Below are 21579 nucleotides of genomic sequence, written 5' to 3'. Positions count from 1 at the left end.
TCCCCGATAGAATATCGGGAAAAGGCCGTGGCATAATACTCTTTTTATTACTGTCTACTTGACAGGGAGATGACCACTGCAAACCTTTTTTCATCACCAAAATATACCGATAATTGCTAAACCACCTAAAATCATACCACCAATTTGTCCGACAATTGTTGGTGATAATTGAACACCTTTTCTCACTTCAACAACTGGTCTTTCGTGCCTTAGTTGCTGCACTTCACTTTGAAGTTGGTGCACACTTCCGTGTAACTCTTTAATAAGTTCTTTTAATTCAGCGACCTCTTCATTTACTGGTTTTGCCTTTTCTAAATTCACTTTGCATGACTCCTTATAAATTCAATCAATACACTGTAAATTTTCGCCAATTACCATTATATCTCCTGCATACTACATATATAATTTCGAATGTACTTTCTAACCTTGCCGCTCTATCCATTCATCCCGCAATATCCCCATAATCATACGGTCAAAACACTTCCCATCTCTTTGAACCGCTTCTCTCATACAGCCTTCCATTTCAAAACCCATCTTTTTATACAATGTAATGGCAGGTTTATTATACGAAATAACATCGAGACCGATGCGGTGTAAATTCAATTCATAGAAAGCATACTTTAGAATAAGATGTATTGCTTCTTTCCCATATCCTTTTCCTCTATCATTCGCATCTCCTATACCAATAGCTAATAAACCTGTTCTGTTATTCCACTCTATACCATGAATCGCCACAAAACCAATTAAGCGATCTTCTTGAACTGTCCTTACCATGAAAGAAACACTATTCGATCTTCGTCCTTTTAATAACCCATCACTTGCTATTTCATTTAAAGATTGCGGGAATGCTACATCTGTATCAACATTTCTTAAATACTCACTATCTTCTTGCCACATAGCCATTACTTCAGCATCTGTTTCTCTCATAGCTGATAATTTAATCGTTTTATTTCGAAAAAGATTCATTGTCATTTCAAACTCCCCCTTTTTTAATAACGGGGATACTTATTTTAGCCTATTTATCCCCTTGTTCCATAAACTGCTTTATAAACGGGATACTTACAATAAGCGCTGACATTGGCACATCTCCTCTACGTTAAATTAAATTCATTGTATAATTTTTCATTTATTCTAACAATAAAAAAAGACCCTCTAAATTTAGAGGATCTTCCTAACGACGAATCGATATTATTTCGTAAACATTTTCTCCGCTTCATCCATTGCCATTTTGTTTCCTAAAGCAGAATAGTCAAGCCATGGTTGATCATTGATAATGTATACGTGCTTGCCTTTAACTGCTTTTAAGTCTTTCCAAATTGGTGTTTCTTGAAGTTGTTTAAATGCTGCTTTTGCTTTGTCATCTCTATTTACAACAACGAAAATCGCATCTGCATCAAAGTCAGGTAATACTTCTTGTGAAATGACTTCGAAAGGGCGGTTTCCATCAATTTTCTCTACACCATTTGCAGGCTGTAACCCTAAGTCTTGGAATAAAATTGGTCCCATCGGTCTTTTCCTACTAAATACACGCAATTCTTTTGCAGTAACGCGAATTGCCATTACTTTTTCGTTATTACCTAGCTCTTTATCTATTAAACCTTTTACTCGTTTTGATTGCTCTTCGTAATCTTGAATATATTTATCTGCTTCTTTCTCACGGTTTACAAGTTTACCAACTTGTTTTAAATGCTCTCTCCACGTACCTTCATCTAAATTGAAAGAATGTGTTTTTGCAATTTTTTCGTATTTCGCTACATCTTTACCAGCATATTTTTCATCAACATAAATGTCAGTTGGCTTTAATTGAAGTAACGCTTCCATATTCGGATCTGTTACAACACCAAGCTTCTTCGTATCTTTCAACTTCTCTTTAGCGTGCGGTAAGAAATCTTTTAAATCTCCACCAATAACAGAACCTACTGGTGTAATTCCTAATGCAAGTAAATCATTTGTTAAATGAATAGACATTGAAGCAATTTTTGGATCATTACTTTTTTCCGTTTTTTTCGTTGCCTCTTCATTAGCTTTCGTTTGACCACATGCTGCTAATACTAAAATACACATCATGCTAAATAAAATAGTAAGTTTCTTTTTCATATGTTCTCCTCTTTGAAGTATTTATTTTGTTTTTGTAAGTAAATAAAGAAAATACGGTGCTCCTAAAGCTGCCACTACTACACCAGCTGGAATAGAGTTTGGCTCAAATATAGAACGACCTATCGTATCTGCTAGCACTAAAATAATCATTCCGATAATGCCAGCTAAAGGAAGAAAGTGTTGATATGTAGTACCTACTAACTTCCTTGCGATATGCGGAGCAACTAAACCGATAAAACCAATTCCTCCTGCCATCGATACACTTGTGCAAGATAATCCAACCGCTGTAGCTAAAAGTAATAACCGTTCTTTTTGAACAGAAACACCAAGTCCTGCTGCTACACTATCACCTAGTGACAATGCATTTAACGTTTTAGATTTTAGCCACGCATAAGGGGTTAGTATGAAAATCCAAGGTAATAATGCAAGGACATGAATCCAATCCCTTCCCCACACGTTACCAACTAGCCATCTAGAAGCGAATGTATACGTCTCATCATTTAACTTGAGAGAGAAAAATAACGAAATTGCACTAAAGCCAGCTGAAACTGCAATACCAACGAGAATAAGTCTAATGGGAAGTAAACCTTTTGACCGATTACTCGCAAGTAAAATAATAAGAAATGCAGCTAATACTCCTCCACCAAATGTAAATAACGGTATTAAAATGGATGCACTCTCATTAATAGAATGAAAGAGAGTAACAAATACGATAAGACCGAAAGATGCACCTGAATGCAACCCTAAAATACCAGGATCTGCAAGTGCATTACGGGATAATCCTTGCAAAATTGCACCGGAAATACCAAGACCAATACCGGCTAACATCGTGATTATTATTCTTGGCATACGATAATCATATAGCACGGTTGCACTCTCAAAATCACCATAACCCAAAAGTGTTTCAATTACTCTAAGTGGTGCTATACTCAGTGTCCCTGTATTTAAACTAATTAAAATTACAGCGATACTTATACATCCGAAGATTGTAGTTACAGTAATAGCTCTCTTTTTATCCGTGTTAAAAAGATCTTTCACTTATAACTCCCTCCCAACTTTACGTGCTATATAGAGGAAGAACGGAACTCCAACAAGAGCTACCATAATCCCTATCGCAAGTTCCTTAGGAGGATTTACTGTTCTTGCCCCTAAATCAGCTACAACTAATAACATAGCTCCTAATAATGCTGACATAGGAATAATGAATCTATAATTAACACCAATTAATTTTCTAGCAATGTGCGGGATAACTAGTCCCACAAATCCAATAGAACCAACAGCTGAAACAGAAACACCTGCCAGAATAACTACTATAATCATTCCTAGTATTCTCGTTCGGTTCGTTTTCACTCCTAAATTTGTAGCAATATCATCCCCCATTGATATGAGTGAAATAGATCTCCCTAGCATTGTCGCGAAAATAATCGTTATAAGAATAATAGGAACTAAAAATTTCAAGTGTTCCCACTTAACCCCTGCGACACCACCAGCATACCAAAATGCTAAATCTTGGCTTAAATCATAATAAATCGCAACACCTGAACTTAATGAATGTAAAAGCGCTGCCATAACTGCTCCAGCAATCGTTAATCTCATTGGTGTTAACCCGCCTGATGTTGCTGATCCAATAACAAAAATAAGTACTGTACTTAAGACTGCTCCAATAAAGGAAACAATCATTAAATAGGAATACGGCATATGCGGAAAAAAAGCAAAACTAAGTGCCACTACAAACATCGCACCTGCATTTATTCCGAGTACACCTGCATCAGCTAAAGGATTTCGTGTTATACCTTGCATAACAGCACCAGCAACCGCAAAAGCTGCCCCTACAACTGCTGCACCAATTACTCTCGGGAGCCTTAATTCATAAATAATTTGGTGCTGCGTTAATTTCGGATCGTAATTCAAAATCGCTGCCCACACCGTTTGTAAATGAATATCTTTTGCACCAAATGAAATGGCTAAAAATATAGATCCAATTAAACATAAAATTGTTAAGCTCATGAAACATATGAACTTAATATGTATCCAGCGGTTATTACCAGCATGTACAGTAGACTTATGTAACATGTTTCATTTCATCCTTTATATTCAGTTGTTTTTTATAATTATTTTTTATTTATAATTATTATTGATAATAATTATCATTTTCATTTAGATATTATATCCCCGCTTTTTTTAAATAGCAAACTATTTTTTCACTTCGCTAAATATTAAAATACTCATTACAATTCCCTTCTAAAACTTACAAATACATGCAAAATAGACTACTGGATTATTTTTTAAATTGTAGTATACTTATTAATTATTTTGATTTTTCCAATAAAAATCCCGAAGGTGACACAATGTTCTATATAAAACAACTACTACACTTCACTTACGAGCAAGCATTATCTTGCTTATTCCCAGTCGTTATTTTCTTAACACTAGCCCTTTCAAAAATCGTTTCTATTCCAGGGTTATATCGCTATGATTTCATACTCATCGCATGTCTTCTTATGCAGTGGATTATGTACAAGACTGGACTTGAGACGAAAGACGAATTAAAAGTAATTACTGTCTTTCACCTCATCGGCCTTTTACTAGAAATATATAAAGTTCATTTCGGTTCATGGAGTTATCCTGAAGAGGCGTATTCAAAGATTTTTGGAGTTCCGCTTTACAGCGGCTTTATGTACGCAAGTGTCGCAAGTTACATATGCCAAGCGTGGAGAAGGTTGCATTTACAAATGCATTATTGGCCGAAAGCTATTTTTACCGTGCCATTAGGAGCAATGATTTACTTCAATTTTTTCACGCATCATTTTCTATACGATTTTAGATGGTTCTTAACTTTACTTCTATTCATCGTTTTCTTTCGGACATTTGTGGAATTTTCATTACGAGGCGTTACATATAAAATACCACTCGTTCTCTCCTTTTTCCTTATCGGTTTCTTCATTTGGATTGCAGAGAACATCGCAACATTTTTCGGAGCATGGCAATATCCAAATCAACGGGAAGCATGGAATCTCGTTCACTTAAGCAAAATTAGTTCATGGTTTTTACTCGTTGTTATTAGCATTATGATTGTCACGCAGCTCAAACATTTGAAGGAATCAAAAAGATAATGCTGATTATGTAAAAACAGTTAGCCCATCACTCATTAGAGAGTGATGAGCTAACTGTTTTTAGTAATATTTTTTAAACCGTCCTTATCAAGGGAGTTATAATTTACAAGAGTATAAGCAATTACACATTATGAACTGCTACTAGCAGAAGATGTTGCTACAGATGAAGCGGCAATCATTGCCATCATGGCTGCCTGTTGTGCTTGTATGAGGACTTCTATCATTGTTTGTAAACCTGTGTTAGTAGCTTTACTTTCCTCACCTTTCTGACTTACGAACAGTTGAATAGCAATAAGAATAGTTGTATCTGTATGCCAACGGAACAATTTATCCCCCTGCAATTTTTCAATAAATGCTCGAATAGAATGAATCTCTTTTTCTCCGTCCTCGAGTAACGCTAGTAGCCCGATAGCTGGGTAATGCATCTGTTTTACTTTTACCTTTTCTTGCTTTAACAAATTCCATATATTTGTACATTTTGCAACTAATAGTTCTTCCCTGACATCCTTCTTTAGTGAAAGAATATGACTCAAAAATTGAAGATCATTCCCTTTACGCAAACCAGCTTTCGCTAGTTTCTGATAAAGACGTTCCACTCGGTCCATAAGTGTTTCTACATGCTCTGATTGTCCTGCTAATAAAACTGCGAGCGGATAATCATTTGTACTTGTAAGAAAGAGATGATCCTTTTTCATGCGTTTATATACTTGCATCGAACGCTGAATGTGCGCGCCATGCTGTTCATTTTCTTCTGTTAAAAGCACAGCTGCTGCGAGATAAGTAAATATACTCCGGCTAAAGCCACCAGTGACCAATTGTTCATATAAATCTAAAAACTTCCGAAAAGCTTCCTTGTAATCTGTAAAGTGAATATCTAATGTTGCGGCCACTACAAAACGATGATAAGACTTTAAGTATGAAAACATCCCTACCTGATTCTTAATATAACTACTAATTTCTAAAAAACGTCCGAGATCAAACAATTTATCACTACCTGCATACATAGCAGCAATCATCATTCCTGTTCGAGAATCACTCGTTTTCCATTTTAGTTCTCCCTTTAACTGTACATATGTATGTTTATATTGCTCCAACTTTTTCTCTAATGTAATCATAGTATTCACCCCTATTTCTAGTTCTTCTCTATCATTATACGTATATTCCATATTTAGGAATACTATAATTAATAATCACAACATAAAAAATTATAAAATCCTCTAATCCTTCAAGAAGTTATACAAAAAAGGTAGATAATAATTTATCTACCTTTTTTGTATATATTATTTAACATTACAACTGTATTGCTTGTTATATGCAATTAAGACTAAAGAGCTTTAATAATACGTTCCATCGCTTTCATTTGCCCAATATGATCAGCTTCATGATAAAGCATCATACCGTAAAGCTCCCCTACTGTTTCCAATCCTAGGAATGGCTCTGGCAGTTTATTTTCAAATGCTTCTGCTGGAATTTCGTTAATACGTTTTGCTTGTTCTTTTAATTGAGCCGTTAACACTTCTAACGATGGTCCTTCTGTCGTCCATTTAGATGGTCTTGATCCATATCCAAACATACCTGGATATTCAGTTGGCAATTGTTTAAATTCTCTTCCGAACATGAAAGTCTCTGCTGCTGTTAACACGTGTCCAATATGCCAACGAATTGTATTGTTAAAACCCTCTGGCTGCGTATCCACAGTTTTATCATCTAACGTTTCCATAAATTTAAGTAACGCCTCGCGCGTTATTTCAAATTGTTTTAAACCCACTAGTCTATTCATGTTATCGTTCCCCTTCTTGATGTACAATTTATTATGAACTAAGAATGTTCAACTTATTAAAGTTTCACCTTGTTTAATCTATCAGAAACAAATAAGAAATACATCTAATATGCTTATTAAAAATAATAAAAAGGTTCACTCCTCGTAAATATAGAATTACTTACTATGTTAATAAAAGAGGAGTGTACTTGCATGTTACATATTTTAAAACAACAATATAATCTTATTAGCTCTACAAGAGAAACTCTATTTTCGTTTTTGGAAGAAATCCCAGTAGAAAAATTACATAGCACAGTTTCTAATTTCGGAAGCGGTAGCATTATAAAGACTCATATTCATGTAGCCGATTGCTATCGTTACTGGCTTGGGTCATTCGCATTCAAGCAAAAAAGAGCAGATTTTTCATTTGCTAGCGATTACGAAATTGAGCATGCAGATGTGGAAAAAGTTCGCGCTAGATTTAAGTTAGTAGATGAGACTGTACAACGTTTTTTAGATGAATACAATGACCGTTGGCTCGAAAATATAGCAAATGAAGTGAAATGGCAAAAAGAACCTTGGAGCACAACTCCGCTATGGCTTTTAACTCATACGGAGACGCATGAATTTCACCATAAAGGACAAATTGTATCTATGGCTCGTCACCTTGGATATACTCCTCCTGATACAGACCTTAGTTAATTCAATGGTCCATGATTACCGAAAAAATTAGAATGAATACAAATCGAGCATGTTTTGAAATTCAATCAAAACATGCTCTTAAAATATTCTATCTTACAATCTCCATATCCTCATCAATACCAAATAGTCTCCGCATAATTATATGCATCACTATTCGGAATTGCATGTTTCCCCTGCGCTTGTGCCTTTCTTGGATCTAAATCATATACCATTGGCGTATAGCATGATGTTTGCCCTTTATTTACAACACCATTTCCTCCAGCACTTCCGCAAGTGTATGCCTTTCCATCTGTTTTTCTAACAATCCTTGCATCAGCTTCGTTATTATAAACTGCCAGGCGAGTTACAGTAACTTTTGCCCACGCTGTCTTACACGTCGTGCTAAATTTTAATTCCACATAAGAATTTGAATCAATCCACTTCTTTTCTTTCGTTACTGCAGATTGATCACAGCTGTTATAATAAGGACTTTTCCCATCATATGAATGGTCTTCTGCGTATGCTTTATCGCTATTAGTCGTGCTAAACATACTAGTTACAACGAGTAAAGATAGCAATAAACATGCACTCGTCTTTTTTAAAAGTTTCATATCTTTTCACTCCTTTATTAATAACGTGCTGTTTTCCCGTAACCGTTATTAAACGTAACTGCTTCAGCATCTGCTGTGTATCCGAAATCAGCAGTTAAATCAAATACCATTCCTGTATAAGTACTCGTTTGACCTGTTTTTATTGTGCCGTTCCCCTGATTAGAAGTAACTGATTTTTGGAATACACCATTTTTGTATTTATTTACAACAGCGTACGCGTACACTCCTCCCGAAACAGCTGGTGCTGGTTGATCTAAAACAAACTTAGCCCATGCTGCATGACATTTATTACTGTAACGTAAATACACTGTCCCTACTTTTTTACTACCTTCATATACAGCTGTAGATTTTGCATTAAATCCATCTGCATCACACGTCGTACTTCCCCCGTATACTTTCGTTGTTGCTGGATTTTTCCCGTCATAATAACTACTTAAATCAGTAGCTGCAAATGTACTTCCTTGAAAACTAAATAATACACCTATACTTGCCGCACTTAACACGCATACTTTCATTAACTTTTTAAACATTTTAAATTCCTCCTCACAATAAGTACGTATACTAAAGACAAGCTATACTGCTATGTAAGTCCTCCTTTCACGCTTCCTAGAGGCATCTTACAGAAACGAATAAACGTTGTAAATTCCCTTATAATTATTGGAATATACGAAGAAATTTACGTATCCGTCTAAGAAAAAAAGTTGAGAAATACACATTTTATAGCATCCTTTATTTAAAACATAAAAGAACCGATACTTGTTATATTCAAGCATCGGTTCTTTATACAAAATTACCATTTTTTCTTTTATATAAAATAAATATTTCTCCACTTAATCCGTTATAAAAAAATCCCTCGTTACATCAATAAATTGCTGCAGTGGTGCTGTCATCCATTTATCTTTATGCCAAGCAATTTGTGTATAAATTGGAGATATTGTTTCGTTTAACATTAACTCCTTTAACGTCCCTTCCCGTATATCTTTTTCTACTACTATCGCTGGTAAAACGGCTATACCTAAATCTGCAATAACACATTGTTTAATTGCTTCAACACTAACAAATTCAATTTTATTTGCTGGATATACGTCTCCCCCGCGAAATAGCTCTTCAAATAAAGTTCTATATGAACAGCCTAATTCTGTTAGTAAAAGTGTTTCACTCTCTAAATCTTTTATAGAAACAGTAGTCTGTTCAAGTAAAATATGCCCTGGAGCAGCTACTACTTTTAATTCTTCTTTCATAAGCGGTTCCACATGTAAAACATCTTCTGTTTTACATTCGTCCAAAATAAATGCAAGATCTACTTTCCCCTCCATCAATTGTTCCTTCGCATCTTTATTGGAATGTGCTGGTTTAAATATAAGTTTTATTTGAGGAAATTGTGCTTTAAACTTCTTTAATATAGAAGGCAGTCTGTATGTACATTGACTTTCTTGTGCACCAATTATTAACGTACCTACTATTTCCTCATCATCTTTCACGGCCGTCTTTGCTTCGTTACTAAGTGCGATTATCTTGTCCGCATAAAGTTGAAACTTTCTTCCTGCTTCAGTTAAGAAAAGACGCTTCCCTAATCTCTCAAATAGTGGTGTACCAAGCTCAGCCTCCAACGTTTTAATTTGCGCTGTAACGCTCGATTGGGCAAAGTTTAATTTCTTCGCAGTTTGTGTAAAGTTCAAAGTATGTGCTGCTACTTTAAATGTAATTAACTGTTTTATTTCCATTTATCCTCCCTCTTTTCAATCGATATTTCCGATTGATTCCATCGAAATAATCCTCTTTGTCTATTGATATTTGTATTGTATGATAAAGAACATCTATAAACAATATAAATGGAGGTATTCCATATGAAAGCACTTTGTTTCGAAACATTCGGAGACGCTAATGTTCTACACTATAAAGAAATACACGATCCAATCATAAGTCCAAATGAAATTCTTGTCCGCACGAAAGCAATCGGATTAAACTTCGCTGATATTTATAGACGCCGCGGCGATTATCATCTTGCTGGCAATCCGCCTTATGTATTAGGTTATGAAGGAGCTGGAATTGTTGAAAAAGTAGGAGCTGACGTTACTACTATCAACCTAGGAGACCGTATTGCATTTGCGGACGTCCCATTTGCAAATGCAGAACTAGTTGCCGTTCCATCTGAAAAAGTAATCCCACTACCAGATTCTATTTCTTTTGAAACAGCCGCTTCTGTCTTATTACAAGGATTAACTGCACATTATTTAACGCAAGATAGCTAACAACTAAAACAAGGTGATATAGCTTTAGTACACGCTGCAGCTGGTGGCGTCGGTCAACTTCTCGTTCAAATGATTAAACTATATGGCGGAAAAGTAATTGGTTTAACGTCATCAAAAGAAAAAGCAAAGATAGCTACATTAGCTGGTGCCGATCACGTATCTTTATATAACGAAGAATGGCATACGAAAGTACTTGAAATGACTAATGGAACTGGAGTAAATGTTGTGTATGAATCAGTAGGTTCTACATTAGGGGAAAGTTTTAACGCTACTAAAATTGGCGGTACTGTCGTATTTTACGGAATGGCTGGTGGTAATCCTGCGCCAGTTGATCCGCGTATGCTTATGGATACTTCAAAAACTTTAACTGGTGGAGACCTTTGGAACGTGCTTACCACTTATGAAGAACGTAAAAAACGATCTACTCAATTATTCGATTGGATCGCAACTGGAAAATTAAACATTTCAAATCCTACTACATTCTCTTTACAAGACGGTGCTCTTGCTCATGAATTATTAGAGAGCCGTAAAAGCACAGGGAAGATTTTATTAATCCCATAATTCACAAAATGAAAAGGAAGCTAGATTTCTCTACCTTCCTTTTCTTATTTCTATTTGAGATTTAATTATATTTCCACACTTTCTTTCCCTTTTGCAACATAACTCATATCTCCAACCGACTCGACTGTATATGTTCCATCTTGGTATACAATCTTCGTCACACTAGCATTTTCCACCCCAAGTTTTGTTTTGCTACTGTCTAACATTTCTATTAAGGTAGTAATCAAAAGCCCATGAACGACAACTAAAACGTTACCGCCACCATTTCCAGCAGCTTCTTCACTAATTTTATCTATCTCAGCTTTTATGCGAGTAGAAAATAATTCCCAATCTTCCGCCTGTTTTGTAGGATCTGCTACTCTAATAAGATTAATCACTTCTTGAATAGAAAACTTCATAAGTTCTTCTGGTGATGCAACGCCTGCAGCTTTTCCAACCACATCCCACATATTCTCAAGTTTTTCACCTTCAAAAATACCGAAATTTAATTCTCGCAAATCTTTTCTTTGCTCAAGTTTTAATTTTGATTGCTCACTATATTTTAATACTAAATTAGCAGTTTCAATTGCGCGGCCGCTATCACTACTATACGCATTCATAAAATGAATATCTTTTAATCCTGTTCCTAAATTTGTGGCAACTTCAACACCTTTTTCTACTAATGGAGAATCAGCCCAACCTTGCGTGCGATGATTCGTATTTAATATTGTTTTACCGTGTCTTGTAACATATAACGTAACTGCATTCTCATTGCTATCTGTTTCTCGCTTATTCATTTCATTCTCTCCCTTTACGTTTCTATATCAATTTTACCACCTCAATTATTCATTGAGCAAAATATACGTCAGTAGATCCGCTTAATAAAAAAAGCTATCTTTCTGTATATCCATACAAAAAGATAGCATCTTTTATGATTACATTTCTTAACCGTTACTCCTACTCAGCAAAAGCACTCGAATATTGTACAATTCCTTTTACACCTCGAAGAGCATTTTCTGTTAATTCCATTATCATAAATACCTCTTCAGGCACTTCAAACGGTGCTTTTATATTCCACTCACTTGCTTTCTTAAAACCAAATTTCGGGTAGTACTCTGGATGTCCCAATACTACAACTGATCCGTATCCAAGTTCTTTCGCTTTTTCTAATGCAGCTACAATCAGTTTTCCACCAATTCCTTTTTTCTGATGACCCCTAGCAACTGAAACTGGTGCAAGCGCTAACGATTCTACAGAAGTTCCATCTTGTTCTATTGTAATTTTCGATAACATAATGTGACCAACTATATCTTCATCTACCGCAACAATTGATAACTCTGGAACAAACGCGTCACATTCTCTAATACGTTTTACAAGTTCATGTTCTGTTTTATCACTAAATTCTTCCTTTAAAAATGCTTCTTTTACGACTTCTTCTGTTTTTCTATAATCATTTTTTTGTTCTTGTCTAATCGTTACCATTTTAACTTATCCTCTATTCTTTCTTATTTCTTTTTGAATTTTACGCAGTGCTTTTTTCGATCCGCGCTCAATATCGTGTTGCATTTTTCTTTCTTTATAATCAACAAATAGTGTATTTAAATCGTATCCTTCTGGATATAACTCCTTCGCTGCTACTTCTAAAGTAATACGTTTTACATTTACTTCAACGAATTCACCGTTATAATATACAACAACGTTATAAAAATTATCTTTTTCCTTATAGATGATACCAAAATCATCATGATCCAATAAATTAACACGATCGCCTATTTTGTACTCATAATGAGATTCTCTTTTTTCTTGTACGAATTTCGGTTTTCTAATTTTACTTTCATTCACTTTTTCTAAAGCGTACTCTTTATTTCCCATGTACTCTTTCGCCCTTTTCAGTACATGTTCTTTTACGTTCATTTTATTCGCAATCCAAAGTGCATTACTTTCTCCTGATTTTCCGATAACTAATTTATAAAGCGGCTCTAACGTTTCACTATTAAACTGCATCGCTGCATTCATAAAGTCATCATGCATTTCTGAGAATCGTTTAATTTCTCCGTAATGCGTACTCGCAACGGTAATACATCCCGCAAAGTACAACTCTTCTAAAATAGAAATTGCAAGTGCTGCACCTTCATTTGGCTCTGTACCGCTCCCTATTTCATCAAATAAAAGTAACGTATTATTATTTGACATCCTCATAATCTCAGAAAGATTTTTCATATGAGATGAAAATGTACTTAGTGCGTTTTCGATACTTTGATTATCACCAATATCTACAAATACATTTTCAAAAATAGCGATTTCTGTCCCTTTATCTCCTGCAATATGAAGACCTGACATTGTAGCTAATGTTAACAATCCAATCGTTTTTAACACAATTGTCTTTCCGCCCGCATTCGGCCCTGTAATAATTAAACTACGATACTCTTGACCAATTTTAAAATTCAAGGGTACAACTTGCCCTGTTAAAAGCGGATGCTTACAATTCACTAAATGAATGTAGCCATGATCATTTAACTTCGGTTCTATTCCATCAATCGATTTACTAAACTTCGCTTTCGCAAATACCATATCATACTGACTAATTAGCTCCATGTTAATCTTTATACTATAAATATTTTCTAATACCATCCCTGATAAAGTCGCTAAAATTTGATATTCTTCAACCGCTTCTTCTGCTTTCAAACCTGCTAGTTCTGCATTCAATTTCGTAACCGTATGCGGTTCTATAAATACAGTAGAACCTTTTGCCGAGGCTTCAATAATACTTCCGGCAACTTGGTTTTTATAGGAAGATTTAATTGGAATCGTATAACGGTCATCCTTTTTACTAATAAAGAATTCCTGAATGAATTTCTTATTTGCACTACTATTTAAAAACTTCGTTAAACGTTCTTTTATTTTCCCATCTACAGAATCGATATTATTTCGAATTCGTTTTAACTCTTTACTTGCAGCTGCATCAATACTATTTCCTTTAATTGAAAAGTTAATTTCCTCTTCAATACTTTTATATTCAGTCATTGAATTTGCATAAGAAGCTAATACTGGTGCAAAAAATTCTTTATCTAACATAAACTTTTTAATCTTTCTACATCCACGTAAAAAGTCTGAAACACTCACTAATTCTTCTGGATCTAAAATCATACCTTTTTCTAATTTTTGAATTGTACTAGCAATATTAGAAATGCCGAAGAAAGGAACATGCCCTTCTGCATCTAATATAGCTCGTGCTTCTGTCGTTTCATTCAGCCGATTTCTCACTACTTTTATACTCGTACTCGGCTCTAATTTGTTTAATAATTCCTTACCTAATCCACTTACACAATAAGATTTCACTATATCCTTTAATTCGTTATATTGTAACTTTTCAAAAGTCATCGTATTCATTTTGTTTCTCCTCACTATGATTGATTTTTATCATAAATGAAGATACCTACTCATTAGATTCCAATGAGTCATATATAAAATTCCATAATTATACAATAAAAACATATACAAAAAAGCTGCGGGGATACCGCAGCTTTTACATTTACAAGGCATGTGTAATAACGTATGAGGAAATAAGCCATAAAAAATAGATGGCAGTCCCTTATTACACGCTTTATAAAGTATTGTAGGTATCTTCATAGGTTTTGAAATAAATGCATGACAAAATTAGGGGTATGATGTACATAAAAATCCCCTGGTCTTATCCGATTTATTTCATTAAATTTTTCCTATTTAATACCTACCGCACTCACAAAAAGCACCTCTCATTAATTTATATTATAGTCATTGAAATCTAATTTATTGAAATCATCATACTATATGTTACGTGAGAAGTAAAGGTGTCATACTTTAGTAGTACGTAACTATAAATTTCAATATTGCTTAAATTAGGTCTATATTCGCTGAAGAGAAATTATAAGAAGCGCCTCCGCTATTGCGAATGTCATTTACTTCCCCAAATACATTTAATAATTATGACAAGCAATGATAGGAGGTTTACTATATGAATGAAGAGTATAGTATTTTACACGGACCTGCTCTGGAACCAAATTTAATCGGTCCCACACTACCATCAATTCCACCATTTACATTCCCCACCGGACCTACTGGAATCACAGGACCTACCGGCGCGACAGGTTTTACCGGAATTGGAATAACTGGTCCTACCGGGGTTACAGGTCCTACCGGAATCGGAATAACTGGTCCTACTGGGGTTACAGGCCCTACCGGAATCGGAATAACTGGTCCTACTGGCGCAACCGGTTTGGGGATTCTCCCCATATTTGGAACAATAACTTCTGAAGTAGGAATCGGTTTTTCAGCAGTAGTTAATACAAATATTAATTTTACCATTCCAGGACCTGCTAGTGGAACTACCCTAAATCCATTAAATAATTCTATTACAATTGATACCACTGGCGTGTACTCTGTATCCTTTTCAATTGTATTTGTAATACAAGCTATATCGTCTAGTATATTAAATCTTACAATAAACGATTCCATTCAATTCGCAATTGAAACGCGAGTTGGTGGTGCTTCTGGGGTGAGAGCTACATCCGCCAGAACTGATTTACTACCTTTAAATCAAGGGGATGTTCTTCGAGTACGAATAAGAGAAGCCACGGGTGACATTATATATTCCAATGCCTCTCTTGTTGTTATAAAGGTCGACTAGCTCTTTTATTACAATAAAGATTTATGAAAAATAAAGTGAAACTTTAATAAGCCCTCACCAATCGGGCTTCCCACAAATAGCGGGATAAATATGCACAATATAAAAAGAAGAGGAAAACTTATATTTCAGTCTACCTCTTCTTTTTCATCACCAAATTATTGTTGAACATATATGGAAACTGATCCTCCACTTACTTGGAACTGCCCCCATCCGTCCTTATTAATTGTTACAGTATTTGTTTGATTACCCGTAATATCGTACCATACTTCCCCTGCGTTATTCTTTCCAACATCCATCCACTTCGCCCCTCCTGGTCCATCAGAGATTAATGTTGCTAAACCAGAATTAGCATGTACACTATCACCTTCTCTTGTCCAGCCAATCACATCTGGATGATCAAAATAATCACGTTGCGTACCATATGCAAAGTTTTTTCGTGCCGTCAAAATCGGATCAATTTTGTCCTTTAACGCTGGAATTTCATAGTTACTATTTCCTTTTGTACCATAGTAATCACCATAGAAAACAGAAGGATATCCCTCTGCACGCGTTAAAATAAATGCATATGCCAACGGTTTGAACCAAGGGCTCACTACAGATTCCAATGACTGACCAGGCTGTGAATCATGATTTTCAACTAGAGTAACCGCAAGTGTAGGATGATTCGCAACTACCGTTCCTTTTAAAATATTTCTCATATCATAATTCCCATTTCCTGTTGAAGCATAGTGAAAATTATAATGAAGTGGTGCATCGAACACAGATTGATTATAATTGACCTTCGCTAAATAATTATTTAAAGTCTGGATATCATTTTGCCAATATTCAGCTACTGTAAACATTTCTTTCCCCGTTTGCTGTCTAACGTGATTTACCCAATCGCGCAAATATTCATGATCAATATGTTTAACAGCATCTAAACGAAAACCATCTAAATTTAATTCATTCGCATACCACGTTCCCCATTTTTTCATTTCATTCGCAACATCTGGATGATCAAAATCAAGATCCGCATACATCAAATAATCATAATTCCCATTCTCGCTAGACACTTCCCAGTCCCATGCTTTACCTATGCCCCTAAATTTATAAATTCGGTTTAATTTCCTTCCTTCATCCCAATCCGTTCCATCAAAATGATACCATTTCCATTTGAAATTAGAATAAGAATCTCCACGCCCTGGAAAGTTAAATCCCGTCCACGCACTAATTTCATAATCACCTGATACTTCATTATTTCGATTGTTCGGGTCTACCTCAACTGCTGTTACAGTTTCTGTATAATCAGCCCCACCTTTATGATTCATAACTACATCACCGTATACATCGATGTTTTTCTTATGTAAAGCGTCAATTGCAGATTTCAATTGTGCTTTCGTCCCATATTTCGTCCGCACTGTGCCCTTTTGATTGAATTCCCCCAGATCATATAAATCATATGCTCCATATCCTACGTCATTTTGCGTAGTTCCTTTATATGCAGGTGGTATCCAAACAGATGTAATTCCTTTTTCCGCTAAATTTTCAACATCAGTACGCAAACGATTCCAATGATTCCCATCATTCGGAGCATACCACTCAAAATATTGCATTAACGTTCCATTGTTAACTGTGTCTGCATATGCCTTACTCCCCTCATATATACTAGGTAAAAACATAACAACTGACAATCCGACTATTGTTATTCTTTTAAACATCTGTACACCATCCCCTTCCAAGAAAGCGTTTGCATAGTTTATCAGAATTATTATAATATTCGTCCCACCGTTAGTAAAGTAGCAATCTCTCACTCTCCCATATTATTTTTAATCTAATTTCAAATATTCAACGTAGTTTTAATTTCACATCCTATTCAAGATTGTTTACAATTTACCTATAAAAGCATAACGGAGGGATTTCGATGACAGACTTTCAAAAACAATTTTTCGCACGATTACATATAGAAGAAAAAGACACAGTTTCATTTGAAGATTTATCTAACATTATGTACGCAATGGCACAAACTGTTCCTTTTGAAAACTTAAATATTCTCGAAAAGAATTTTAAAGAAATATCAAAAGAAAATTTGAAAGAGAAAATTTTAGTAAATAACCGTGGCGGTCTTTGTTATGAACTCAATCCTTCTATATATTACTTCCTGAAAGATTCTGGATTCGATGTTCATCTCGTTTCAGGAACAGTTTATAACGCTGCAAACTCCATATGGGCTGTTGATTCTGGCCATATCGCAACCGTTTTAACACATCATAATGAACTTTATTTAATTGAAGTAGGATTCGGATCATACTTACCTCTTGCCCCTGTCCCTTTCTCAGGTGAAGTCATTCACTCTGTTACAGGAGATTATCGTATTCGTAAAGAAATGACCGAAAAGGGAAACTACATTTTAGAGATGCGGAAAAACAATGAGTTCTTGGATCAATCTTCTGCTGATGATTGGACGTTAGGATATGCATTTTATATAGAAGAAGTGGATGAAGAAAAAGCAAATACAGCACAAAAAATTATCGTTGAACATGAAGGGTCACCCTTTAATAAACTACCTCTTATTGTAAAACTAACTGAAGATGGGCATGCCTCTTTAACGAAAGATAGCCTTACAGTAGCGAAAAATGGTAAAAAAACGAAAGAAACCGTTACAGACATGCAATTTACAAACCTTTTACATTCAAAATTCGGAATTACACTATAAGTATGTAAGCCTTGTTATTTTAGCAAGGCTTTTCAATTTTCAGCAGGGATTTTTTGCAATTTGTTGTATTTCATAGTTATATAGAAATATAACTACATGTTTAGAAAGGAAATGATTATGACAGAACTTAAAGATCGATTACAAGTAGCTGATATAGAAAAATGGGATTTAACAGACATTTACCATACAATTGAAGATTGGGAAAGTGATTTTCATAAAATTGAAGTATTAACGAAGGAATTACACGAGTTTAATGGCAATATTCACGATGGCAATAGTTTATTAGCTTATTTAACGAAGAGTGAAGAAATTTCTAGCATAATATCTTTAATGTTCGCTTATGCACGATTACAATCTGACCTTGATACACGCGATACTGACGCGCAATCTCTTGTCGATAAAGTATCACAATTACACGTGAAAGTAAGTGCAGCTAAATCTTTCTTTTCCCCCTTCTTACTTAGCATAGACGAAAGCACATTACATTCTTACATAGAAGAAACAGAAGGCTTACAATATTATAAAGAAGACTTATTTGAATTATATCGTTATAAAAAACACGTATTGAATAAGGACCAAGAAACAATTTTATCACAGATGGGTGAAGCTCTTTCTTCTCCACAGCACACATTTGGTATGTTAAACAATGCAGATATATTATTTGGTGAAGTGACGACTGACGATGGAGAAAAAGTGAACTTAACACGCGGAATGTATGCAAAGTTAATAGAAGATACGAATCGTGAAAAGCGTAAAGAAGCTTATAAAGCATATTACAAACCATATGTTCAGTTAAAGAATTCCATCGCATCTACTTTATCCGCTGCTATTAAAAATAATGTTACCGTTTCGAAGCTAAGAAACTATCCATCAGCGCTAGAGAAATCATTATTTGGCGATATGGTTCCGAAAGAAGTATATGAAAACCTTATTGATACAACGAAAAAAAACATTCAAACATTACATACATACAATGAAATTCGAAAAGAAAAATTAAACGTAGATGAACTAAGACAATACGACTTAGGCGTCGATTTAGTAGAAGGTGCAAAACAAGACATCCCATATAGTGAAGCATTTGACATTATGATTGCATCACTAGCTCCTTTAGGAGAAGAATATATTGAGACATTAAAAAGTTTTAAAGATAAACGATATATAGACGTAAGAGAAACACCAGGAAAACGTTCTGGTGCTTATAACTTTGGTGTATATGGTGTTCACCCTTTCATTCTTTTAAATCATCACGATGATTTAAACAGCCTGTTCACTCTTACTCATGAATGCGGACACGGTATGCATACGCACTATTCACATGGATACCAACCAAGAATTTCTGCACATTATTCTATCTTTGTCGCAGAAGTCGCTTCAACAGTAAATGAAGTGTTATTAATTCACTATTTATTAAAAGAAGCAAAAGAAACGAACGTACGTAACCATTTAGTTAACCATTTTATTGAGAAATTTAAAGGTACTTTCTTTACACAAATTATGTTTGCAGAATTTGAAAAAATCACACATGAAATGGCTGAACAAGGTAAACCATTAAATGCACAAGTATTCAGTGAAATTTATGAAAAGCTATTTAAAGAATATAACGGTGATTCACTTGTATTTGATGAAGAAGTAAAATACGGATGGGCTAGAATCCCTCATTTCTATCGCCCGTTTTACGTATACAAATATGCAACTGGATTTGCATCTGCCATTCAAATCGCTGATAAACTATTAAGCGGTGATCCGAATGCTCAGAAAAATTATATTGAATTCCTTAAAGGTGGAAGTTCAGACTACCCATTAAACTTATTGAAAAAAGCTGGCGTCGATTTAACAACGCCAGAACCGATTGAAAGTGCATTGAAACAATTCACTCAACTTGTTGAGGAGTTTTCAACCCTATAAAAAAGAGCCTCTAGGGGCTCTTTTTTATATTCCCTTTCCTTCTATTAAATCATTCGCCATTTTCCTAAATTCTTGATTAAATGCGTCATTCATACCATTTTGGACGTTAGAAAATAATATGACAAACGTTCGTTTATCCCAGTTAAAATTATTAAAAGTGTTCCAGCCAGCTAATACACCGTGGTTATGATAATAATCTGGGTAAATATAGAAACTAAATCCATATTTTCTTGCAGGTGATGCAGAAAACATATCTGATACACTTTGTTTAGAAAGTAGTTTACCATCCATAATAGCTTCATCTAATTTTTTCATATCTTCAACAGTCGTATACATTTCACCACAACCATACAGCCAGTTCATTTTTAAGCGCGGCGTGGCTATTAACTTATTATCTTTTTTCGTATACCCTTCTGCTAAGAAAATATCTTCTGGAAGTGTTGCGCCCATTCCAGATTCATTCATTTCAACGGGAGTCAAAATATTTTCTTTCACATATTCAGCAAGTGGTTTATTCGATATTTTTTCTACAATATATGCAAGCACCATATAATTATAATCTGTATATTTCCATCCTGTCCCTGCTGGAAATTGTAACGTTTGTGCCCCAATCCACGTTACTAATTTTAACCGTGATGCTGCGTCAACACTACCTTGTCCCTGTTCTGGTAATCCAGACGTATGTGTTAACAAGTTTCGTAACGTAATGTTTTTATCTGCCGGAAACGATGGGATATATTTATTTACATTGTCTTCAATGTTCAACTTCCCTTTTTCTTTTAGTTGCATAATAGATATTGCAACAACTGTTTTCGTAATAGAACCAATGCGATATTTCGTTCTTGGCGTTGTTAATACTTGATCTTTCACGTTCGCATAACCGTAGCCTTTTCGTAAAATTACATGACCTTTACTTGCTACAAGAACACTCCCATTAAATCCTTTATCTTTTAAGTACTGATCTAGTTTTCCAGCTGCAATTTCATAACGCTTTTTCTCATTCGCATCAATTTCCTGCTTAACATCTTTTTGCTTACTATTTACATTAGAAAATGCCTTTGCATCATATTTTTTTCCTTTATTTTCATGTATTAGTGTAACAATACTTCCACAAAAAACTGCAAAAATAAAGAAAACGATTAACCATTTCTTTAACATACTAGGAACCCTCTTTTATCTAGTTTCACTTAACGTATACCCATTCTATTTTATATCTTTTAATTATCAAGTATATTATAATATTATTTAATATTCACTCTGTTA

Annotated in this window: 20 protein-coding genes and 1 pseudogene; 6 read left to right on the top strand and 15 right to left on the bottom strand. The window is 34.8% G+C overall.

Annotated features, from left to right (window positions below):
* Window positions 1–93: 93 nt before the first annotated feature.
* The 5 genes from ACS2QP_RS23950 to ACS2QP_RS23930 form a co-directional block, all read right to left on the bottom strand.
* Entirely contained in the window at window positions 94–321 is a 228-nt protein-coding gene (locus ACS2QP_RS23950) for a hypothetical protein (RefSeq protein WP_001047304.1), read from the bottom strand.
* 99 nt (window positions 322–420) lie between these two features.
* Window positions 421–972 carry a GNAT family N-acetyltransferase gene (locus ACS2QP_RS23945; RefSeq protein WP_332284374.1) on the bottom strand — a complete coding sequence of 184 codons (552 nt, stop codon included), beginning with the start codon at window positions 970–972 and terminating at the stop codon, window positions 421–423.
* A gap of 216 nt (window positions 973–1188) precedes the next feature.
* The gene (locus tag ACS2QP_RS23940) at window positions 1189–2097 is read right to left on the bottom strand and encodes an iron-hydroxamate ABC transporter substrate-binding protein (protein WP_438882939.1); all 909 of its coding nucleotides are present in this window, start codon (window positions 2095–2097) and stop codon (window positions 1189–1191) included.
* Window positions 2098–2118: 21 nt separating this feature from the next.
* Window positions 2119–3135: a FecCD family ABC transporter permease gene (locus tag ACS2QP_RS23935; RefSeq protein WP_438882938.1), complete on the bottom strand. Its 1017-nt coding sequence runs from the start codon at window positions 3133–3135 to the stop codon at window positions 2119–2121.
* On the bottom strand, window positions 3136–4170 hold the full coding sequence (locus tag ACS2QP_RS23930; RefSeq protein WP_063536996.1) for a FecCD family ABC transporter permease: 1035 nt from the start codon (window positions 4168–4170) through the stop codon (window positions 3136–3138).
* Window positions 4171–4445: 275 nt separating this feature from the next.
* Between ACS2QP_RS23930 and ACS2QP_RS23925 the strand changes: the two genes are divergently transcribed.
* Window positions 4446–5210 carry a DUF817 domain-containing protein gene (locus ACS2QP_RS23925; protein ID WP_000499388.1) on the top strand — a complete coding sequence of 255 codons (765 nt, stop codon included), beginning with the start codon at window positions 4446–4448 and terminating at the stop codon, window positions 5208–5210.
* Window positions 5211–5338: 128 nt separating this feature from the next.
* Here ACS2QP_RS23925 and ACS2QP_RS23920 read toward each other — a convergent pair whose 3' ends face one another.
* Window positions 5339–6376, bottom strand: coding sequence for a DUF4003 domain-containing protein (locus tag ACS2QP_RS23920; RefSeq protein WP_438882937.1), 1038 nt, complete (start codon window positions 6374–6376; stop codon window positions 5339–5341).
* 158 nt (window positions 6377–6534) lie between these two features.
* Window positions 6535–6990, bottom strand: a complete 456-nt coding sequence (locus ACS2QP_RS23915; protein ID WP_332284379.1) for a DinB family protein — start codon at window positions 6988–6990, stop codon at window positions 6535–6537.
* Between the two features lie 192 nt (window positions 6991–7182).
* On the opposite strand from ACS2QP_RS23915, the gene ACS2QP_RS23910 reads away from it, so the two are divergent.
* The gene (locus tag ACS2QP_RS23910; protein WP_000902408.1) at window positions 7183–7671 is read left to right on the top strand and encodes a DinB family protein; all 489 of its coding nucleotides are present in this window, start codon (window positions 7183–7185) and stop codon (window positions 7669–7671) included.
* Window positions 7672–7784: 113 nt separating this feature from the next.
* Here the strand turns inward: ACS2QP_RS23910 and ACS2QP_RS23905 are convergent, their stop codons facing one another.
* From ACS2QP_RS23905 to ACS2QP_RS23895, 3 genes are all read right to left on the bottom strand, one after another.
* Window positions 7785–8261: a DUF2690 domain-containing protein gene (locus ACS2QP_RS23905; protein WP_000771162.1), complete on the bottom strand. Its 477-nt coding sequence runs from the start codon at window positions 8259–8261 to the stop codon at window positions 7785–7787.
* 17 nt (window positions 8262–8278) lie between these two features.
* Window positions 8279–8791 (bottom strand): YjfA family protein, encoded by a 513-nt coding sequence (locus ACS2QP_RS23900; RefSeq protein ID WP_000473732.1) that lies wholly within the window; start codon window positions 8789–8791, stop codon window positions 8279–8281.
* 300 nt (window positions 8792–9091) lie between these two features.
* Window positions 9092–9985 (bottom strand): LysR family transcriptional regulator, encoded by an 894-nt coding sequence (locus ACS2QP_RS23895; protein ID WP_332284381.1) that lies wholly within the window; start codon window positions 9983–9985, stop codon window positions 9092–9094.
* A gap of 123 nt (window positions 9986–10108) precedes the next feature.
* Between ACS2QP_RS23895 and ACS2QP_RS23890 the strand changes: the two are divergent.
* Window positions 10109–11074, top strand: a pseudogene (locus tag ACS2QP_RS23890) (quinone oxidoreductase family protein).
* A 65-nt stretch (window positions 11075–11139) separates the two neighbouring features.
* On the opposite strand, the gene ACS2QP_RS23885 reads toward ACS2QP_RS23890, so the two are convergent.
* From ACS2QP_RS23885 to ACS2QP_RS23875, 3 genes are all read right to left on the bottom strand, one after another.
* The gene (locus ACS2QP_RS23885; protein WP_438882936.1) at window positions 11140–11850 is read right to left on the bottom strand and encodes a histidine phosphatase family protein; all 711 of its coding nucleotides are present in this window, start codon (window positions 11848–11850) and stop codon (window positions 11140–11142) included.
* Window positions 11851–12010: 160 nt separating this feature from the next.
* Window positions 12011–12535, bottom strand: a complete 525-nt coding sequence (locus ACS2QP_RS23880) for a GNAT family N-acetyltransferase (RefSeq protein WP_000256469.1) — start codon at window positions 12533–12535, stop codon at window positions 12011–12013.
* 6 nt (window positions 12536–12541) lie between these two features.
* On the bottom strand, window positions 12542–14443 hold the full coding sequence (locus ACS2QP_RS23875; RefSeq protein WP_001095187.1) for an endonuclease MutS2: 1902 nt from the start codon (window positions 14441–14443) through the stop codon (window positions 12542–12544).
* Between the two features lie 604 nt (window positions 14444–15047).
* Here ACS2QP_RS23875 and betA point away from each other — a divergent pair.
* Window positions 15048–15719, top strand: a complete 672-nt coding sequence (betA, locus tag ACS2QP_RS23870; RefSeq protein WP_001001591.1) for a collagen-like exosporium glycoprotein BetA — start codon at window positions 15048–15050, stop codon at window positions 15717–15719.
* A 155-nt stretch (window positions 15720–15874) separates the two neighbouring features.
* Here the strand turns inward: betA and amyS are convergent, their stop codons facing one another.
* Window positions 15875–17416, bottom strand: a complete 1542-nt coding sequence (gene amyS / locus ACS2QP_RS23865) for an alpha-amylase (RefSeq protein WP_017673131.1) — start codon at window positions 17414–17416, stop codon at window positions 15875–15877.
* A gap of 203 nt (window positions 17417–17619) precedes the next feature.
* On the opposite strand from amyS, the gene ACS2QP_RS23860 reads away from it, so the two are divergent.
* Complete coding sequence (locus ACS2QP_RS23860) at window positions 17620–18411, top strand: arylamine N-acetyltransferase family protein (protein WP_061457538.1); 792 nt, start codon at window positions 17620–17622, stop codon at window positions 18409–18411.
* 117 nt (window positions 18412–18528) lie between these two features.
* A complete protein-coding gene (pepF, locus tag ACS2QP_RS23855; protein ID WP_257115596.1) occupies window positions 18529–20316 on the top strand; it encodes an oligoendopeptidase F in 1788 nt (595 codons plus the stop codon).
* A 24-nt stretch (window positions 20317–20340) separates the two neighbouring features.
* Here pepF and ACS2QP_RS23850 read toward each other — a convergent pair whose 3' ends face one another.
* Window positions 20341–21474 carry a serine hydrolase domain-containing protein gene (locus ACS2QP_RS23850; RefSeq protein WP_326262922.1) on the bottom strand — a complete coding sequence of 378 codons (1134 nt, stop codon included), beginning with the start codon at window positions 21472–21474 and terminating at the stop codon, window positions 20341–20343.
* Window positions 21475–21579 lie beyond the last annotated feature (105 nt).

The organism is Bacillus cereus group sp. Bce019, from assembly GCF_051781745.1.
In the GTDB taxonomy this organism is placed as follows: Bacteria; Bacillota; Bacilli; order Bacillales; family Bacillaceae_G; genus Bacillus_A; species Bacillus_A cereus.
Note: the sequence above shows the minus strand (reverse complement) of the source record. Positions and strands in the feature narration are given on the sequence as shown.

Excerpts from the sequence above, each read along its gene's own strand:
- ACS2QP_RS23945 (WP_332284374.1), bottom strand. The coding sequence starts at position 972 with ATGACAATGAATCTTTTTCGAAATAAAACGATTAAATTATCAGCTATG.
- ACS2QP_RS23940 (WP_438882939.1), bottom strand. The coding sequence starts at position 2,097 with ATGAAAAAGAAACTTACTATTTTATTTAGCATGATGTGTATTTTAGTA.
- ACS2QP_RS23930 (WP_063536996.1), bottom strand. The coding sequence starts at position 4,170 with ATGTTACATAAGTCTACTGTACATGCTGGTAATAACCGCTGGATACAT.
- ACS2QP_RS23925 (WP_000499388.1), top strand. The coding sequence starts at position 4,446 with ATGTTCTATATAAAACAACTACTACACTTCACTTACGAGCAAGCATTA.
- ACS2QP_RS23920 (WP_438882937.1), bottom strand. The coding sequence starts at position 6,376 with ATGGAATATACGTATAATGATAGAGAAGAACTAGAAATAGGGGTGAAT.
- ACS2QP_RS23915 (WP_332284379.1), bottom strand. The coding sequence starts at position 6,990 with ATGAATAGACTAGTGGGTTTAAAACAATTTGAAATAACGCGCGAGGCG.
- ACS2QP_RS23910 (WP_000902408.1), top strand. The coding sequence starts at position 7,183 with ATGTTACATATTTTAAAACAACAATATAATCTTATTAGCTCTACAAGA.
- ACS2QP_RS23905 (WP_000771162.1), bottom strand. The coding sequence starts at position 8,261 with ATGAAACTTTTAAAAAAGACGAGTGCATGTTTATTGCTATCTTTACTC.
- ACS2QP_RS23900 (WP_000473732.1), bottom strand. The coding sequence starts at position 8,791 with ATGTTTAAAAAGTTAATGAAAGTATGCGTGTTAAGTGCGGCAAGTATA.
- ACS2QP_RS23895 (WP_332284381.1), bottom strand. The coding sequence starts at position 9,985 with ATGGAAATAAAACAGTTAATTACATTTAAAGTAGCAGCACATACTTTG.
- ACS2QP_RS23885 (WP_438882936.1), bottom strand. The coding sequence starts at position 11,850 with ATGAATAAGCGAGAAACAGATAGCAATGAGAATGCAGTTACGTTATAT.
- ACS2QP_RS23880 (WP_000256469.1), bottom strand. The coding sequence starts at position 12,535 with ATGGTAACGATTAGACAAGAACAAAAAAATGATTATAGAAAAACAGAA.
- ACS2QP_RS23875 (WP_001095187.1), bottom strand. The coding sequence starts at position 14,443 with ATGAATACGATGACTTTTGAAAAGTTACAATATAACGAATTAAAGGAT.
- betA (WP_001001591.1), top strand. The coding sequence starts at position 15,048 with ATGAATGAAGAGTATAGTATTTTACACGGACCTGCTCTGGAACCAAAT.
- amyS (WP_017673131.1), bottom strand. The coding sequence starts at position 17,416 with ATGTTTAAAAGAATAACAATAGTCGGATTGTCAGTTGTTATGTTTTTA.
- ACS2QP_RS23860 (WP_061457538.1), top strand. The coding sequence starts at position 17,620 with ATGACAGACTTTCAAAAACAATTTTTCGCACGATTACATATAGAAGAA.
- pepF (WP_257115596.1), top strand. The coding sequence starts at position 18,529 with ATGACAGAACTTAAAGATCGATTACAAGTAGCTGATATAGAAAAATGG.
- ACS2QP_RS23850 (WP_326262922.1), bottom strand. The coding sequence starts at position 21,474 with ATGTTAAAGAAATGGTTAATCGTTTTCTTTATTTTTGCAGTTTTTTGT.